Annotated in this window: 17 protein-coding genes; 15 read left to right on the plus strand and 2 right to left on the minus strand. The window is 65.5% G+C overall.

The features are described from left to right. Positions 1-27: 27 nt before the first annotated feature. Positions 28-819 (minus strand): IclR family transcriptional regulator domain-containing protein, encoded by a 792-nt coding sequence (locus C6W88_RS00650; protein WP_108131166.1) that lies wholly within the window; start codon positions 817-819, stop codon positions 28-30. 357 nt (positions 820-1176) lie between these two features. On the opposite strand from C6W88_RS00650, the gene C6W88_RS00655 reads away from it, so the two are divergent. From C6W88_RS00655 to C6W88_RS00700, 10 genes are all read left to right on the plus strand, one after another. Further along, a complete protein-coding gene (locus C6W88_RS00655) occupies positions 1177-2514 on the plus strand; it encodes a class-II fumarase/aspartase family protein (protein WP_108131167.1) in 1338 nt (445 codons plus the stop codon). A gap of 183 nt (positions 2515-2697) precedes the next feature. Further along, positions 2698-3519 (plus strand): CoA transferase subunit A, encoded by an 822-nt coding sequence (locus tag C6W88_RS00660; RefSeq protein ID WP_108131168.1) that lies wholly within the window; start codon positions 2698-2700, stop codon positions 3517-3519. Continuing rightward, positions 3516-4295 carry a CoA-transferase subunit beta gene (locus C6W88_RS00665; RefSeq protein ID WP_108131169.1) on the plus strand — a complete coding sequence of 260 codons (780 nt, stop codon included), beginning with the start codon at positions 3516-3518 and terminating at the stop codon, positions 4293-4295. Before C6W88_RS00660 ends, C6W88_RS00665 begins: the two co-directional genes overlap by 4 nt. Positions 4296-4382: 87 nt before the next feature. Further along, positions 4383-5588: a 3-oxoadipyl-CoA thiolase gene (gene pcaF, locus C6W88_RS00670; RefSeq protein WP_108131170.1), complete on the plus strand. Its 1206-nt coding sequence runs from the start codon at positions 4383-4385 to the stop codon at positions 5586-5588. Between the two features lie 18 nt (positions 5589-5606). Further along, positions 5607-6791: an alpha/beta fold hydrolase gene (locus tag C6W88_RS00675; protein ID WP_108131171.1), complete on the plus strand. Its 1185-nt coding sequence runs from the start codon at positions 5607-5609 to the stop codon at positions 6789-6791. 251 nt (positions 6792-7042) lie between these two features. Beyond that, on the plus strand, positions 7043-7480 hold the full coding sequence (locus C6W88_RS00680; RefSeq protein ID WP_045991427.1) for a hypothetical protein: 438 nt from the start codon (positions 7043-7045) through the stop codon (positions 7478-7480). A gap of 28 nt (positions 7481-7508) precedes the next feature. After that, positions 7509-8489 carry a pca operon transcription factor PcaQ gene (gene pcaQ, locus C6W88_RS00685; protein ID WP_231498425.1) on the plus strand — a complete coding sequence of 327 codons (981 nt, stop codon included), beginning with the start codon at positions 7509-7511 and terminating at the stop codon, positions 8487-8489. Between the two features lie 214 nt (positions 8490-8703). After that, a complete protein-coding gene (pcaH, locus tag C6W88_RS00690) occupies positions 8704-9441 on the plus strand; it encodes a protocatechuate 3,4-dioxygenase subunit beta (RefSeq protein WP_108131172.1) in 738 nt (245 codons plus the stop codon). A 62-nt stretch (positions 9442-9503) separates the two neighbouring features. Then, entirely contained in the window at positions 9504-10142 is a 639-nt protein-coding gene (gene pcaG, locus C6W88_RS00695) for a protocatechuate 3,4-dioxygenase subunit alpha (protein WP_083970203.1), read from the plus strand. A 130-nt stretch (positions 10143-10272) separates the two neighbouring features. Next, positions 10273-10635 carry a RidA family protein gene (locus tag C6W88_RS00700; protein WP_108131173.1) on the plus strand — a complete coding sequence of 121 codons (363 nt, stop codon included), beginning with the start codon at positions 10273-10275 and terminating at the stop codon, positions 10633-10635. Positions 10636-10696: 61 nt separating this feature from the next. Here C6W88_RS00700 and C6W88_RS00705 read toward each other — a convergent pair whose 3' ends face one another. Beyond that, positions 10697-11599, minus strand: coding sequence for a LysR family transcriptional regulator (locus C6W88_RS00705; RefSeq protein WP_045991431.1), 903 nt, complete (start codon positions 11597-11599; stop codon positions 10697-10699). Positions 11600-11873: 274 nt separating this feature from the next. Between C6W88_RS00705 and C6W88_RS00710 the strand changes: the two genes are divergently transcribed. The 5 genes from C6W88_RS00710 to benB all read left to right on the plus strand — a co-directional run bounded on the left by C6W88_RS00710 (position 11874) and on the right by benB (position 16470). After that, on the plus strand, positions 11874-12992 hold the full coding sequence (locus C6W88_RS00710) for a muconate/chloromuconate family cycloisomerase (protein ID WP_108131174.1): 1119 nt from the start codon (positions 11874-11876) through the stop codon (positions 12990-12992). A gap of 75 nt (positions 12993-13067) precedes the next feature. Next, positions 13068-13358: a muconolactone Delta-isomerase gene (catC, locus tag C6W88_RS00715; protein WP_045991433.1), complete on the plus strand. Its 291-nt coding sequence runs from the start codon at positions 13068-13070 to the stop codon at positions 13356-13358. Between the two features lie 106 nt (positions 13359-13464). Further along, the gene (gene catA / locus C6W88_RS00720; protein ID WP_108131175.1) at positions 13465-14424 is read left to right on the plus strand and encodes a catechol 1,2-dioxygenase; all 960 of its coding nucleotides are present in this window, start codon (positions 13465-13467) and stop codon (positions 14422-14424) included. Between the two features lie 166 nt (positions 14425-14590). Continuing rightward, positions 14591-15958 (plus strand): Rieske 2Fe-2S domain-containing protein, encoded by a 1368-nt coding sequence (locus tag C6W88_RS00725; RefSeq protein WP_108131176.1) that lies wholly within the window; start codon positions 14591-14593, stop codon positions 15956-15958. A 23-nt stretch (positions 15959-15981) separates the two neighbouring features. Further along, positions 15982-16470, plus strand: coding sequence for a benzoate 1,2-dioxygenase small subunit (gene benB, locus C6W88_RS00730; protein ID WP_108131177.1), 489 nt, complete (start codon positions 15982-15984; stop codon positions 16468-16470). Positions 16471-16476 lie beyond the last annotated feature (6 nt).

The raw sequence follows: 16476 nt of genomic DNA on the forward strand, positions 1-16476 counted from the left end.
GTCCCCGGTGCGCTCAGACAAAGACGATCAGCTCACGTTGACACGAATCTGGCGAGCCTTGCCCTGGAGCAGCGGCAGGTAGCGCTCAAGCAATGTGTCGTGGTCGATTCTGGCGGCGTTGGTGCTGATATTGATCGCACCGATCAGCTCGCCGTTGGCGTCGAAGGCGGGTACTGCCAACGAACGCAGCCCAGAATCCAGCTCCTGATCGACGATGGCATAGCCCTGCTGACGAGCCTGGAGGATGGCGCGCTTGAGCTCAGCCTTGTCGGTGATCGTCTTGTCGGTGAAGCGCTCGAGGGTGGTGCGTTCGATAAAGGCATCCAGTTCGTCGTCGGTCTTCTGTGCCAGCAGCATGCGCCCCATCGAGGTGTAGGCGGCGGGCAGCCGCGTGCCCACCGACAGGGTGATGGCCATCAGCCGCTGGCGCGACGCCGAGCGCGCCACATAGGTGACCTCATCGCCGTCGAGTACGCCAAGAGAAGAGGATTCGCCGCTTTCTGTGGTGATGTCCTCGAGCACCTGCTGGATCAGGTGCTGATAATTGTTGGCGGACAGGAAGGCGTAGCCGAGCTTGAGCACCCGCGGCGCCAGCTCGAAGTGGCGATGGTCCTTGCGCACGTAGCCCAGGGCATGCAGCGTCAGCAGAAAGCGTCTGGCGCGGGCACGGTTCATGCCAGTGCGCGTCGCCACCTCACTCAAGGTCATCCGAGGGTGGGCCTCATCGAAGGCCAGAATGACGTCGAGGCCGCTGGCGAGGGCAGTGACGAAGTCGCGGTCATCCGGGCTCAGGGCGGCGTCGGCCGGTGCCGTATCCATCGAGGTGTCCTTTTTTCAGATTCGAGTGTCACTAAGATCTAGTGTTGCAGTGATCGAGCGCCACGACGTGAGAGCGTTGTACAGCCCGAGCGACGATGATAGCAGGGCAGCGTCCGGATACGGCCCCCGATGTCATGGCGGCGAGAAGACATTCGTCTTCTGTGGGCGACGGTTTGCTCCCGTGTTGTCGATAATCTAGCATGCTTGTTCGAAGTGCGAACACCTGTGCGACTATTGGTGGAGCGGCCATGCTGTCGCTATCGCGTGTCCTTGTCGTTGCCTCCTCGCTGCTATCCCCTTGAACTCGCCCCGGTCGATACGCCCCATTCGCTCCCCCAGAAGAAGAGGAACCTTGCCATGTCCGACGCCCTGCTGAGCCATCCATTCATGAGCCAGAGTGCCCTGGAAGCCTGTCGCGACGATGACCTGGTGGCCTCGATGCTGGCCTTCGAACTCGCCCTGGCGCGCGTCCAGGAAGGTGTCGGCGCACTGCCAGCGGGCAGCGCCGGGCGCATGGCGGCGGCGCTTGAGCATCATAACTTTGACACCGCGGCCATCGCCCGGGGTATCGCCAGCGGCGGCAACGCGGCGATCCCCTTCGTCAAGGCCGGGCGAGCGGCGTTGCCGGACGAGCTCAAGGCGTGCTGGCACCAGGGGGCGACCAGCCAGGATGTGGTGGATTCGGCGCTGATGCACCTGCTGACGCCGCGCCTGGCGAGCCTGGATGGCCTGCTCGAGCGCTGTCGCAACGCGGTTCTCGCGCTGATGCGTGACCACGAGCAGACGCCCATGGTCGGCCGTACCCTGATGCAGCAAGCGCTGCCGATGACCTTTGGGGTCAAGGCGGCCCAGTGGGGCATCGGGCTCGAGCGCGCGCGACGCCGGCTTGGGGATATCGCCGCCGAAGGACTGCCGGTGCAGTTCGGCGGTGCAGTGGGGGTGCACTCGGGCTGGGGGGAACAGGGGCTCGAGCTGATGCAGGCCTTGGCCGAGGAGCTTGGCCTGTCCTGCCCGGTACTGCCCTGGCATACCGACCGCCAGCCGATCCATGCCTTGCAGACCGCCCTGGACGCCGTCGCCGGGGCGCTGGAGAGCCTGGCGCTGGACGTCGCCCTGCTGACCCAGACAGAGGTTGGCGAAGTCAGCGAGCCGAGCGCCCCTGGCATGGGCGAATCGTCGTCGATGCCGCACAAGCGCAATCCGGTACGCTGCGCCCTGATTCGCGGCGCGTCGCGTCGGGTGCACGGCCACACCACGGTGATCATCGGTGCCGTGGCCCAGCCGCTGGAACGAGGCCTCGGCGAGTGGCACGCCGAGTGGGCACCGCTCAGCGAATCGGTGCTGCTGGTGGAAGGGGCGCTGGAGCAGGCGGCAACCCTGCTGGAGGGACTCGAAGTACATCCTGAGCGCATGGCCGCCAACCTGGCGTTGACCGGCGGCGCGATCATGGCCGAGCCGGTGGCGCGCCTGCTGACACCCCACCTCGGCAGCGACAGGGCCAAGGCGCTGGCGGCCGAGGCTGCCGAGACCGCGCGCCGCCAGGGGCGTCCTTATCACGAGGTCTTGCATGAGGCTCCCCGGCTGCCCCCCGATATCAGTGTCGAGCAGCTCAAGGCCGCCACCGATCCGGCGTTATACATTGGTAGCAGTCGACAACAGGTCAGCAAGGCCAGGGAGTGGCTGGAGCAACGCTAACACGTTGATTGATCGGTAGAAGAACGAGAAGGGGCGGGAGCGGCGTATGCCGTTCCCGCCCTTTTTGCGTTTGACGGCCCTGACGATCAGCAGTAACTTGTTCGTATAACAAACCTACGTTCACATAGCGAACAAGGCTATTCTGTCCACCGCATTGGTTCATCGTTAACAGAGGCAACCCACATGGCCGAGATCCTGAGTCTTGACGAAGCGGTAAGGCGCTACGTCCATGACGGCGCCACCGTCGCCATGGAAGGCTTTACCCACCTGATTCCTTTCGCCGCCGGGCATGAGGTCATTCGCCAGCGTAGGCGCGACCTCACCCTGATCCGGATGACCCCGGACCTGATCTACGACCAGTTGATCGGTGCCGGCTGTGTGAAGAAGGTGATCTTTTCCTGGGGGGGCAACCCTGGCGTCGGCTCGCTCCATCGCCTGCGTGATGCGGTGGAAAAGGGCTGGCCCCACAAGGTCGAGATTCTCGAGCACAGCCACGCCGCCATGGCCTGCGCCTTCGAGGCCGGCGCCGCCGGATTGCCGCTGGCGGTGCTGCGCGGCTACGTCGGCAGCGAGCTGCCCAACGTCAATGACCAGATCAAGTTCATCGAGTGCCCCTTCACCGGCGAGCGCCTGGCGGCGGTGCCCTCGGTGCGCCCGGACGTCTCCATCGTTCACGCCCAGAAGGCCGACCGTGCCGGCAATGTGCTGGTCGAGGGGATCATCGGGGTGCAGAAGGAAGCGGTGCTGGCAGCCAGCCGCGCCATCGTCACCGTCGAGGAGATCGTCGATGACCTGGACACCCACCCCAACGCCTGCGTGATCCCAGGCTGGGCCATCGACGCCATCGCCGTGGCCGAAAAGGGCTCGCTGCCGTCCTACGCCCACGGCTACTACCCGCGTGACAACCGCTTCTACAAGGAGTGGGACGCCATTGCCCGCGACCGTGACGCCTTCACCCGCTGGATTGACGACAACATCATGAACACCGCGGAGGACGCCCGATGAGCACCGCAATCGACTACAGCGCCAGCGAGATGATGACGGTCACCGCCGCCCGGGCGCTGGAAAACGGCATGACCTGTTTCGTCGGTATCGGCCTGCCGTCCGAGGCCGCCAACCTGGCGCGGCTCACCCATGCCCCCGAGGTGGTGCTGATCTACGAATCCGGCACCCTGCAGACCAGGCCGGACGTGCTGCCGCTGTCGATCGGCGATGGCGAGCTGTGCGAGTCGGCGCTGACCACAGTGTCGGTGCCGGAGATGTTTCGCTACTGGCTGCAGGGCGGCAAGGTCAGTGTGGGCTTTCTGGGAACCGCCCAGATCGATCGCTACGCCAACCTCAACACCACCCTGATCGGCGACTACACCGCACCCAAGGTGCGCTTGCCCGGCGGCGGCGGCGCCCCTGAGATCGCCACCAACGCAGGTGAAGTGTTCATCACCCTGAAGCACTCGCCGCGGGCCTTCGTGCGTGACGTCGATTTCATCACCACCCTGGGCTTTGGTCGCGACGGCAAGGGACGCGACGGTGTACCCAATATCGGCAAGGGGCCGACTCGCGTGATCAGTGACCTGTGCGTGATGAAGCCAGACCCGGAGGATCGTGAACTGACGGTGGTCTCGCTGCATCCCGGCGTGACGCGCGAGCAGGTCCAGGAGGCCACCGGCTGGGACATTCGTTTCGCCGCCGAACTCGAGACCACGCCTGTCCCCAGTGCCCACGAGCTCGAGGTGTTGCGTGAGCTGAAGGCGCGCACCGATCGTGCCCACAGCGGCCAGTAACCGGCCCGTCAGCCCCAACTAGACCTCCATTTCGCCCCTTCCCCGACACACCCTGCGCCAGTGCGCGGGGTGACCAAGGAGTCCGACATGACCGACGTCTTTCTCTGTCATCCCCGTCGCAGCGCCATCGGGCGCTTCGGTGGCACCCTGGCAAGTGTGCGCCCCGACGACCTGGCCGCCGACATCTTCAAGGCGGTGCTGGCCCAGGCGCCAGAGCTTGATCCCGGCGCCATCGAAGAGGTCTTCATGGGCTGTGCCAACCAGGCCGGCGAAGACAACCGCAACGTGGCGCGCATGTCGGCGCTGCTGGCGGGCCTGCCGACCTCGGTGCCCGGTACCACCATGAATCGTCTGTGCGGCTCCGGCATGGATGCGGTAGGCACCGCCATGCGCGCGATCAAGGCCGGCGAGATGGATCTGGCCCTGGCCGGCGGGGTGGAGTCGATGTCCCGGGCGCCTTACGTCATGGGCAAGGCGGAAGGCGCCTTTTCACGGGGGCAGCAGATCGAGGACACCACCATCGGCTGGCGCTTCGTCAACCCGCTGATGAAGAAGCTTCACGATACCCACTCGATGCCAGAGACCGCCGAGAACGTGGCCGAACAGTTCGACATCTCCCGCGCCGATCAGGACGCCTTTGCCGTACGCTCCCAGCAAAAGGTCGCGCGGGCCCAGCAGGAGGGTCGCTTCGCCGAGGAAATCACCCCCATCGAGATCCCCCGGCGCAAGCAGCAGCCGCTGGTGTTCGACATCGACGAGCATCCTCGCGCCGGCACCACCCTGGAGAAGCTGGCCGCCCTGCCGACCCCCTTCAAGGACAATGGCAGTGTCACCGCCGGCAACGCCTCCGGGGTCAACGACGGCGCCTGTGCCATGCTGGTCGCGAGCCAGGCGGCGGTGGAGCGCCATGGCCTGGTGCCGATGGCGCGTATCGTCGGCATGGCCACCGGCGGGGTGGAACCGCGCATCATGGGCTATGGCCCGGTCCCGGCGGTGCGCCGGCTGCTCGAGCGCAGCGGCGTTACGATCGATGAGATCGACGTGATCGAGCTCAACGAAGCCTTCGCCGCCCAGGCCCTGGCCTGTCTGCGCGACCTCGGCGTCGCCGACGATGATCCCCGGGTCAACCCCAACGGCGGGGCCATCGCCCTGGGCCATCCGCTCGGCATGTCCGGGGCGCGCCTGTTGATGACCGCCGCCCACGAGCTCAACAGGAGCGGCAAGCGCTACGCCTTGTGCACCATGTGTGTGGGCGTGGGCCAGGGCATCGCCACCCTGATCGAACGGGTATAGAGGAACAGGAGAGAGGTCATGGCATTTCTGAATATCGAAGGACGCAGTGTCGCGTATCGCCTGCTCGGCGCCGAGGCCAATCCTCTGGTGGTGCTGGCGCATCCGCTGGGCATGAGCCAGGCGGTGTGGGAAGACGTCCTGCCGGCGCTGCTGCCACGCTACCGAGTGTTGACCTGGGACCTGCCCGGTCACGGCGCCAGCCAGGCCTGGGGCGACGGGCCGATCACTCCGGCCGAACTGGCGAAGGAAGCCATCGCCCTGGCCGACCACGCCGGCGCCGGCCGCTTCCACTTCGTCGGTACCTCCATCGGTGGCGTGGTGGGGCAGCAGCTGATCAGCGAGCACGGCGAGCGCCTGCTCTCCGCCGCCCTGACCAACACCGGGGCGGTGATCGGCACCAGCGAGCTATGGACCACCAGGGCCGAGCGTGTGCGGCGCGAGGGCCTGGCGGCGATGTCCGGCGAGATCGTGCCGCGCTGGTTCGCTCCCGCCTGCTTCGACGCCGAGCCGGCCCTCAAGGCGGGCTGGTGCACCCAGATGGGGCGCGGTGACGACGAGTCCTACGCGCTGCTCTGCGAAATGCTGGGGCGAGACACCTTCACCGGCAAGCTCTCCGGCAAGGGCGTCAAGGTGCAGCTGTTCGGTGGCAGCGAGGACCTGGCGACGCCACCGGCCACCCTGGAGGCACTGGCGGCCGAGTGCGACGGCGCCCCGCTCGAGGTACTCGAAGGCGTCGGTCACGTGCCTTCGGTAGAGGCGCCAAGCCGATTCGCCGAGAAGCTGCTGGCGGTGATGGCGGTGGACCTGGGCGATGTGGGCGCGGAGGGCGTCGACTATTCCACTGGCCTTGCGACCCGCAAGCAGGTGCTGGGCGAGGAGCATGTGGCCCGCTCCACCCACAATGCCAACAGCCTGGACACTCCGTTTCAGCAGATGATCACACGGCTGGCCTGGGGCGAGCTGTGGTCCAACGACGACCTGACGAGACGCGAGCGCAGCATGATCACCACCGGCATTCTCGCCGCCCTGGGGCGCGAGGAGCTGACCCTGCACCTGAAGACCGCCCAGCGTATCGGCCTCAGCGAGGCGGAGCTGCGTCAGGTGCTGATGCACGTGGCCATCTATGCCGGCGTGCCGGCGGCCAATCATGCCTTTGCCCTGGCCAAGGAACTGGGCTGGGGAAGCGGCGAATCATCGGCATGAGGGACATGGTTTGCCGCCTGGGGTAAAAGAGTGGTAAATAGCTGACTCACGGAGCACAGAATCCTCCAGGCAGGCAGCAAGGCTTCCTGGCCGTTGGTGACTTGCCATGCCATAGGTGGCAGGGCAACCCTGCTGCTCCATTCGTGGATCCTCAGTCAGTTGCTAGACTTGGCAAAAGGAGAAGGAGAGGATTCCGTCAGGCAGGGAGTGCCCGATGCATGCCCGTTTCGGCAGCAAGAGGTCAACTATTGATGTGGTTCAAGACGTTTGTGGCGATACTGCTCGGCACCCTGATGGCGAATACGGCGTCGGCAGAGTGGCGCTACACCCAGGCCCACCAGATGTTCGGCGACGCCCCGGCGGCGCGAGTCGATGATGGCAGCGGTCATTCTCTGGCACTGGTGTGCTGGAACGGTGTGCCCATGGTATCTGTGGCCGGTTATGCCTCCCAGATGGGCGCCGATCGGCGCAAGCCGCTGGAGGTGCTGGTGGACGGCATCGGGTATCGCCTGGAGTCACGCCACTCCCCCCACGACGGCGTGTGGTTCGCCCCGTCTCCCCTCGGTTTGACCAAGACCCTGCAAGGCGGCAACGTGGCGGTGGTCACACCCCAGGATACCCGTCCCTCACGCTTCCCGCTGAGTGGCGCCGACGAGCCCATCGAGCGCGTGCTGGCGGCCTGTCGCTAGCGCTGTCGGCGTGGTGGAGGCTGACGAGGTGCCACGCCACGGCGCCACGCTGGACACCCGTCACGTCGCCAGATCGCAGGCCACCATGCTCAATCATCGTATCAAGCTGCGCCATCTCAACGCCTTCCTCGAGGTGTCGCGCAGCCGCAGCTTCGCCCGTGCCGCCGATGCCCTGGCGATCACCCAGCCGGGCATCTCCAAGGCCATCCGTGAACTCGAGGAGATCGTTGGCGCCAGCCTGTTCGAGCGTAGCGCCCAGGGCGTCAGTCTGACCCAGGCGGGACTCACCCTGTTGCGCCACGCGGGGCCTGCGCTGCGCGCCCTGGAAGAGGGCGTGGTGGCGCTGGCCGACGGCCATGGTGGGCAGCGTTGGCTCAGGGTCGGGGCGCTGTCGACGGTGGAATCGCGGCTGCTGCCGGCGGCGATTCAGCACTTCCAGGCCTCGCCGCTGGGCCAGGAGACCAGCGTGACCGTGACCACCGGCGCCAGCGCCTTTCTGCTGTCGCGGCTGGCGCTGGGTGAGCTCGACGTGGTGGTGGGGCGTATGACCGAAGCCCGCGAGATTCGTGACCTGGCCTTCGAACATCTCTACTACGAGTCGCTGCGGCTGGTGGTGCGCCGGGGGCATCCGCTGGCCACCGTCTCGCCCTGTCCTCCCGAGGTCCTGAGCGACTACCCCTGGGCCGTGCCTCCCCCTCAGACCACCTTGCGTCAGCGGGTCGACAGCTTCTGTGTGCGTCACGCCATCAGTTTGCCCGCGCCCTGTCTGGAGACCCTGTCGCTGCCGGTCAGCCGGCGCTTCACACTGGACACCGATGCCATCTGGGTGGCGCCCTTCGAGGCGGTGGCCGAGGATCTGGAAAGCGGCCAGCTGGTCGAGCTGGCACTGTCCTTCGAGCACCAGGGTGGCTCGGTAGGGCTGTGTACCAACACCTCTTTGAGCCCCAGCCTGGCGCTGGAAGGCTTCGCCGAGTCGCTGCGCCAGGCCGCCGCGGCAAGACCCCAGTAGCGGCGCTGAAATATCCGGGGGCGAAGCAGCAGGCCAGGACGTACTCGTTCCTGCGGTCCGACGCCCCGCCATCCGGTCATCATAACCCCTGGGTTATGACGACCGGCCAAGGTCTCAATTGGCAGCCCGGGTGTGGCTGGTCACACTGCAATCATCGCCTCGTGTCTCGAGGCGCGTGTGAACAACCAACAATCACGCCAGGACCTCTTCCCCCATGACCCTCAATCGGAACCTCAATCGTCGCTTCGTCGAGCGGGATCGCCAGTGGCACCCCGCCGCCTACACCCCCGGCTACAAGACCTCGGTGCCGCGCTCTCCCTCCCAGGCGCTGGTCAGCCTGCAGACCCCCAGCGTGTCGGAACTCACCGGCCCCGAGTTTAGCCGCCTGCGCATGGGACCCCATGACAACGACCTGCTGTTGAACTTCCGCGATGCCGATAGCCCCGGTCTGCCGGTGGGGGAGCGGGTGATCATGTTCGGCCGGGTCGTCGACCAGTTCGGCAAGCCGGTGCCGCAGACTCTGGTGGAGATGTGGCAGGCCAATGCCGGTGGCCACTATCGCCACAAGAAGGACAGCTATCTGGCCCCGCTGGACCCCAACTTCGGCGGCGTCGGGCGCTGTCTCACCGACGACGATGGCTGGTACCACTTCCGCACCATCAAACCCGGTCCCTATCCCTGGCCCAATGGCATCAACACCTGGCGCCCGGCGCACATTCATGTGAGCGTCATGGGCCCGGCCATCTCCACCCGGCTGATCACCCAGATGTACTTCGAGGGGGACCCGCTGATTCCGATCTGCCCCATCGTCCAGACCCTGAAGGACGAGGAGGCCGTGGGCACCATGATCGGTCGACTCGACATGGCCCGCTCGCGTCCCATGGACGCCCTGGCCTACCGCTTCGACCTGGTGGTGCGTGGCGAACTGCAGACCTATTTCGAGAATCAGTGAACAAGACCAGGAACAACAGGTGCCGTGGTGCCCGAGTCGGCCCACGGCAGCGAGGAGACCTCATGCAACAGCCAAACCTTACCCCCACCGCGAACCTGATGCTGCGCGAGACCGCGTCCCAGACCGCCGGCCCCTACGTGCACATCGGCCTGGCGCTGGCCGTCGCCGGCCTGCCCGAGCGCGACGAGGAGATCTGGAACGAACTGGCCAAGGATAACGCCGAAGGCGAGCGTATCGAGGTGGCGGGACGGGTCATCGACGGTAACGGCGACCTGGTCCGCGACGCCCTGCTGGAGGCCTGGCAGGCCGACGCCAATGGTGACTATCAGACGGCGTTCGACCTCAAGGCGCCGTTCAACAGCTTCGGGCGTACCGCGACCACCGCCGAGGGCAACAGCGAGTGGCGCTTTGTCACCGTCAAGCCCGGCGCCATCGCTCGGCCCGACGGTCGCACCATGGCCCCGCACATCAACCTGACGATCTTTGCCCGGGGCGTGAACCTGCATCTGCAGACCCGGCTCTACTTCGATGACGAGCACAAAGCCAATGCCGGCTGTCCGGTGCTGGGTGCGATCGAGTCGCCGGCCCGGCGCCAGACGCTGATCGCCCGGCGTGAAGAGGGCGGGGAAGGCGGCCTGCCACGCTATCGTCTGGATATCGTGCTGCAGGGTGAGGGAGAGACGGTGTTCTTCGACTTCTGATCGCGTTCGCCTGACCACACGGACGTCGCGGCGTGAACCGCGACGTCCGTGTCGCTATTTGCCCGCGTTTGCACCGACGCTTCCATGGCCTATGCTAGCGGTCTTTCCCGCCCTGGCTTCGAGGCCCCCCATGGATATCCACCGCATCAATCCCACCCCCCGCTGGTCCGACATCACCGTGTTCAATGGCATGGCCCACTTCGTCGAAGTCGCCGAGGCGGACACCCGCGCCGATATCACCGGCCAGGTGGAGCAGATCTTCGAACAGGCCGAGGAGTCGCTGGCTAAGGTGGCCAGCGACAAGACACGCATCATCTCGGTGACCATCTACCTGACCGACTTTGCCCACTTCGATGCCCTGAACGTCGCCTGGGAGGCCTGGTTCGAGCCCGGCACCGCCCCCAGCCGCGCCTGCGTCAAGGCCGAGCTTGCCAACCCCGAACTGCTGGTCGAGATGGCCTTCGTGGCCGCGGCGGGGGAAGAGTTTCGCTAACACCGCAGCGCTATCAACGCGCCGCAGGCAGGGCCCTGGCCCTGCCGCCCCTCGATATGTTTCACGGGTACTTGCCCGTCCGACGATTCTCCACCAGCACCTCAAGGATGGCGTTGGCCGCCTGCATGGTCGCGCTGGGCGTCTCTCCCCGGCGCCGGCTGCAGACGATCGGTGAAGTTATGTGCTTCTCCGCCAGGTACAGGTAGCGAATGCCATCGCGGTTCTGTCGCTTGACCTGCTCCGGCACCAAGGTGATGCCGAAGTCCGACACCACCAGGCCCAGCGCCGTCTGCATCTCGTTGGCCTCCTGCACCACCGTGACCTTGAGCCCCCGGCGGCGAAACAGCCCCAGCACCAGGTCGGCAAGGCTCGGGCGCGGGCTCGCCGGATACAGCACCAGCGGGTAGCGGGCGAGCTCCTCCATGGTCGGGGTGGTGCCCACCAGCGGGTGGCCCTCCGGCACCGCCGCCATCATCGGTTCCTCGAACAGCACCTCCTGTTCCACGTCGGGATCGTCGATCCTCAGGCGTCCGAAGCCGATATCGATACGTCCTGCCTTGAGCGCCTGCACCTGCTCCACCGTGGTCAATTCGGCCAGGGTCAGCTCCACCTCGTCCTTTTGTCGCAACTCGCGCACCAGCAGCGGCAGCTGGCCGTAAAACAGCGAGGGCACAAAGCCGATACCGAACATTTCCTTGTGGCTTCGAGACATACGGCGTACCGCCGCCACCGTGGTATCGAGCTTCTCGAGCATCTGCAGGGCATGCTCATGGAAGAACTTGCCGGTGGGCGTCAGGGTCAGCCCTCGGGGACCACGAATGAATAGCTGGGCCCCCAATTCTTCCTCCAACTGATTGATCTGCCGGGTCAAAGGGGGCTGCGCCATATGCAGCCTGGCGGCCGCCCGGGTGATGTTCAGCTCTTCCGCTGCGGCACAGAAATAGCGCAGGTGTCGAAGCTCCATGATACCTCCAGGGTATTGCGATCTACCCAGACCATATTGGTTGTGCCCCTCAAAGACAATCACACTGCACTCAATCGCCGGATCAAGCGCCTTTCCGCCGTAGGTCTCTTCCGATGTCGATGGCAGTGGTGCTTCGCAGCGTAAGAGAAATCTTACCAAGGTATGGCTTGATCGCTTACGAGTCGCCGAGGCTTACAGCGCTTGCGGCTTTCCTCATCACCCAGATCGCCAGCCCGTGGATGACAACGAGCTGATGGTAATTGCCGGAGCCGCCATGACCGCCCTGATCGAAAGCGTCGAGACCCTGCTGGTCGACCTGCCCACCATCCGACCGCACAAGCTGTCGATGGCCACCATGGCCACCCAGACGCTGGTGATCGTACGCCTCAAGTGCGCAGACGGTATCGAAGGCATCGGCGAGGCCACCACCATCGGCGGCCTGGCCTATGGCCCGGAAAGTCCGGAGAGCATGAAGGTCAACATCGATACCTACCTGGCGCCGGCGCTGGTCGGCCTGGCGGCGGACAACGTCAACCTCGCCATGGCCCGGCTCGACAAGCTGGCCAAGGGCAACGTCATCGCCAAGTCGGCGCTCGAGACCGCGCTGCTGGATGCCCAGGGCAAGCGTCTCGGGGTGCCCCTGGCGACACTGCTGGGCGGCGCCCGCCACGATCACCTGCCGGTGCTGTGGACGCTGGCCAGTGGCGATACCGACAAGGATATCGAGGAGGCCAGAAAGCGCCTCGAGCAGCGTCGCCATCGTGACTTCAAGCTCAAGATCGGCGCCAACGAGGTGGATCACGACGTGCGCCACGTTGCCGCCATCAAGGCCGCACTGGGGGATCGCGCCAGCGTCAGGGTCGACGTCAACCAGGCCTGGGACGAGGCCACCGCGGTGCGCGCCATCGCCGCCCTGGAGGAGGCCGGGGTCGACCTGATCGAGCAACCCATTCCGGCCCACGAGCGGGCTGGGCTTGCACGACTGGCCAATCGCTTCGAGGTCACCATGCTGGCCGACGAAGGTGTCCAGGACCTGCGCTGCGGGCTGGCACTGATCGAGTCCGGCTTCAGCGGCGCCTTCGCCCTGAAGATCGCCAAGAGCGCCGGGCCGCGCGGCGCGCTGCGCCTGGCCCACCTGGCCGACGCCGGGGGCATTGGCCTCTACGGCGGCACCATGCTCGAGGGCTCCATCGGTACCGCCGCTTCGCTGCACGCCTGGGCGACCCTGCCCGAGATGGCCTGGGGCACCGAGATGTTCGGCCCCTTGCTGTTGACCGATGACATCGTCACCACCCCCCTGCGCTACGACGACTTTGGCGTGGCGCTGCCGCAAGGCCCGGGACTCGGGCTCGAACTGGATCACGACAAGCTGCGCGAGTACGCACGCAGCTGAGCGACATCGCCATCAGACCGGCCGCGCGAGCCTCCAGGGCTGCATCGACGGCCCCCGATCGAGAGGAGAACGAAGATGCTGTTTCAGGTGGAAATGACCGTCAAGCTGCCGCCGGATATGGCGCCGGAGCGCGCCGCCGAGATCAAGGCCCGCGAGAAGGACTACGCCCAGGAGCTGCAGCGCTCCGGCAAGTGGCGCCATCTGTGGCGGGTGGCCGGCAGCTATTCCAACGTCAGCGTGTTCGACGTGGCCGACAACGCCGAGCTGCAGGAGCTGGTATCGAACCTGCCGCTGTTTCCCTACATGGAGATCCGCGTCAAGCCGCTGTGCCGCCACCCGTCCTCGATCCGCGATGACGACAGCTAGGGTCTGCCCCTGGCCAGCCAGACGTCGGGGCAGAGCGAATCGCCAGGCCCCGGCCAGTACCGCCAACAACGATAACGACAAGTACGCCACACCTGAGGACCGCCAGATGAACAGTCTCAATCCCACCACCAAGTCAGTGCGCATCTTCGACACCCCGGAGGTACAGGACTTCCTCAATACCGTCGCCGGCTTCGACAAGACCGAAGGCAACGAGCGGGCCAAGGAAATCCTGCATCGTCTGCTGTCGGACCTGTACAAGCTGATCGATGACTTCGACGTCACCCCGGAAGAATTCTGGCAGGGCGTCAGCGTGCTCAACGCGCTCGGCGCCGAGACCCAGTACGGCCTGCTGGCCCCGGGTCTGGGCTTCGATCATTACCTCGACATGCGCATGGACGCCGAGGACGCCGCCCGCGGCCTTGCCGGGGGTACCCCGCGCACCATCGAGGGGCCCCTGTACGTCGCCGGTGCCCCGGAGTCCGAGGGCGAGGCGCGCCTGGACGACGGCTCGGACACCGACGCCGAGGCAATGTGGCTGACCGGTCAGGTACGCGATACCCAGGGCCAGCCGATCTCACGGGCCAAGGTCGAGATCTGGCACGCCGACAGCAAGGGCAACTACAGCTTCTTCGACCCGTCCCAGGCCGACTTCCACCTGCGTCGTACCATCTACACCGACGCCGATGGCCGCTATCGCGCGCGCAGCATCATCCCCTCCGGCTACGGTTGCCCCCCGGACAGCCCGACCCAGCAGGTGCTGGACCTGCTCGGTCGTCATGGCCAGCGACCGGCGCATATCCACTTCTTTATCTCGGCGCCCGGGTACAAGCACCTGACCACCCAGATCAACCTCGCCGGCGACCCCTACACCTACGACGACTTCGCCTTCGCCACCCGCGAGGAGCTGGTGGTGGACGCCAGGCGCATCGAGGACGCCAGCGAGGCCAGCGATCGTGGCCTCGAGGGGCCCTTCACCGAGGTGGTGTTCGACATCGAGCTTGCCGCCACCAGCGAGACCGAGCTGCAGCAGCGTCACAAGCGCCCCCGCGCCCTCGAAGACGGCTGAGCCGCCTGGACTCGCGACAACCCTGAACTAACCGCCGAGTTCCACGGGAGCCCCCGTGGTGGACAGCGCCGCGCCAAGCCACGCCTGCCCTACGGGCATGTTGCCCCAAAGGGTGGGCTGGGCGAGCGACTCGGAACAGCTGCCCGAATGAGAGAGGAGAACAACGATGAGCAACAAACTCGATCAGATCGAAGCCCGCGTGCGTGGTGCCGTCGAGGATGACCCCGAACAGGGCGTCTTTCGCTGCCACCGCAGCATGTTCACCGACCCCGAGTTCTTCGAGCTCGAGATGAAGCACATCTTCGAGGGCAACTGGCTGTTCATGGCCCACGAGAGCCAGATCGCCGAGCCCGGTGACTACTTCACCCTGAACATGGGGCGCCAGCCGGTGGTCATCACTCGCGACAAGGAGGGCGAGCTTCATGCCCTGATCAACGCCTGCGCCCACCGCGGTGCCACCATCTGCCGTCGCAAGCAGGGCAACAAGGGCACCTTCACCTGTCCCTTCCACGGCTGGACCTTCAAGAACGACGGGCGTCTGCTCAAGGCCAAGAACGAGAAGGCCGGCGCCTACCCGGACGCCTTCAAGCAGGACGGCTCCCACGACCTCAAGCGCCTGCCCAAATTCAGCAATTACAAGGGCTTCCTGTTCGGCAGCCTGAGCGACGACGTCATGCCCATCGAGGAGTACCTGGGCGAGACCATGAAGGTCATCGACAACATCGTCGACCAGGCCCCGGAAGGTCTCGAGATCCTGCGCGGCACCTCGTCCTACACCTACACCGGCAACTGGAAGCTGCAGGCCGAGAACGGCGCCGACGGCTACCACGTCAGCACCGTGCACTGGAACTACGCCTCCACCATGGACCGTCGCAACTACGACGAAGGCGGCACCAAGGCGGTGGACGCCGACGGCTGGTCCAAGTCCAAGGGCGGTTTCTACTCCTACGAGAACGGCCACATGATGCTGTGGACCCGGCTGCTCAATCCCGAGGTGCGTCCGGTCTACGAGCACAAGGAGCGCATCGAGAAGGAGCTGGGCGAGGCCCGCGCCGACAACATCGTCAACCAGACCCGCAACCTGTGTCTGTACCCCAACGTCTATCTGATGGACCAGTTCTCGACCCAGATTCGGGTGCTGCGTCCGCTGGCTGTGGACCGTACCGAGGTCACCATCTACTGCTTCGCGCCCAAGGGTGAATCGGCGGAGAACCGTCGCGTGCGCATCCGCCAGTACGAGGACTTCTTCAACGTCAGCGGCATGGGCACGCCGGATGATCTGGAAGAGTTCCGCGGCTGCCAGAACGGCTACAACGGTGCCCTGGCCGAATGGAATGACCTGTCGCGTGGCGCCAAGCAGTGGATCGATGGTCCCGACGAAGACGCCAGCGCCATCGACATGAAGCCGCTGAAGAGCGGTGCCTCGCCGGAGGACGAAGGCCTCTACGTGCTGCACCACCAGCACTGGGTCGAGGAAATGCTGCGCGCCATCGACAAGGAACGCAGCCAGTTCATCGCCACGGCCTCAGCCTGAATCCTGCGGAAAGGAGACGAATCATGAGCATCAGCTATCACGACATCCAGGCCTTTCTTTATCGCGAAGCACGCCTTCTGGACGAACGCGAGTGGGACGAGTGGCTGACCCTGTACCACAAGAAGGCCGAGTTCTGGATGCCCTGCTGGGACGACGACGACACCCTGACCGGTGACCCGAACAGCGAGATCTCGCTGATCTACTACCCCAATCGGGAAGGGCTCGAGGATCGCGTCTATCGGATCAAGACCGAGCGCAGTGGCGCCAGCACGCCGGAGCCGCGCACCACCCACCAGATCACCAATATCGAGGTGATGAAGGAGGAGGGCGACAGCCTGGAGGTGCGCTTCAACTGGCACACCCTGAGCCACCGCTACAAGCAGACCGACAGCTACTTCGGGGTGTCTTTCTACACCCTGGACGTGTCCGGTGACAGCCCGCTTATCACGCGCAAGAAGGTGCAGCTCAATAACGATTATATCCACCAGGTCATCGACGTTTATCACATTTAAGTCGGT

The organism is Halomonas litopenaei, assembly GCF_003045775.1.
GTDB classification, from domain to species: domain Bacteria; phylum Pseudomonadota; class Gammaproteobacteria; order Pseudomonadales; family Halomonadaceae; genus Halomonas; species Halomonas litopenaei.

Bases quoted from the DNA above. Each gene is read 5' to 3' on its own strand.
- C6W88_RS00675 (WP_108131171.1), top strand. From the start codon at position 5,607: ATGGCATTTCTGAATATCGAAGGACGCAGTGTCGCGTATCGCCTGCTC.
- C6W88_RS00655 (WP_108131167.1), top strand. From the start codon at position 1,177: ATGTCCGACGCCCTGCTGAGCCATCCATTCATGAGCCAGAGTGCCCTG.
- pcaF (WP_108131170.1), top strand. From the start codon at position 4,383: ATGACCGACGTCTTTCTCTGTCATCCCCGTCGCAGCGCCATCGGGCGC.
- catC (WP_045991433.1), top strand. From the start codon at position 13,068: ATGCTGTTTCAGGTGGAAATGACCGTCAAGCTGCCGCCGGATATGGCG.
- C6W88_RS00705 (WP_045991431.1), bottom strand. From the start codon at position 11,599: ATGGAGCTTCGACACCTGCGCTATTTCTGTGCCGCAGCGGAAGAGCTG.
- C6W88_RS00650 (WP_108131166.1), bottom strand. From the start codon at position 819: ATGGATACGGCACCGGCCGACGCCGCCCTGAGCCCGGATGACCGCGAC.
- pcaG (WP_083970203.1), top strand. From the start codon at position 9,504: ATGCAACAGCCAAACCTTACCCCCACCGCGAACCTGATGCTGCGCGAG.
- C6W88_RS00725 (WP_108131176.1), top strand. From the start codon at position 14,591: ATGAGCAACAAACTCGATCAGATCGAAGCCCGCGTGCGTGGTGCCGTC.
- C6W88_RS00710 (WP_108131174.1), top strand. From the start codon at position 11,874: ATGACCGCCCTGATCGAAAGCGTCGAGACCCTGCTGGTCGACCTGCCC.
- C6W88_RS00665 (WP_108131169.1), top strand. From the start codon at position 3,516: ATGAGCACCGCAATCGACTACAGCGCCAGCGAGATGATGACGGTCACC.
- benB (WP_108131177.1), top strand. From the start codon at position 15,982: ATGAGCATCAGCTATCACGACATCCAGGCCTTTCTTTATCGCGAAGCA.
- pcaH (WP_108131172.1), top strand. From the start codon at position 8,704: ATGACCCTCAATCGGAACCTCAATCGTCGCTTCGTCGAGCGGGATCGC.
- catA (WP_108131175.1), top strand. From the start codon at position 13,465: ATGAACAGTCTCAATCCCACCACCAAGTCAGTGCGCATCTTCGACACC.
- C6W88_RS00700 (WP_108131173.1), top strand. From the start codon at position 10,273: ATGGATATCCACCGCATCAATCCCACCCCCCGCTGGTCCGACATCACC.
- C6W88_RS00680 (WP_045991427.1), top strand. From the start codon at position 7,043: ATGTGGTTCAAGACGTTTGTGGCGATACTGCTCGGCACCCTGATGGCG.
- C6W88_RS00660 (WP_108131168.1), top strand. From the start codon at position 2,698: ATGGCCGAGATCCTGAGTCTTGACGAAGCGGTAAGGCGCTACGTCCAT.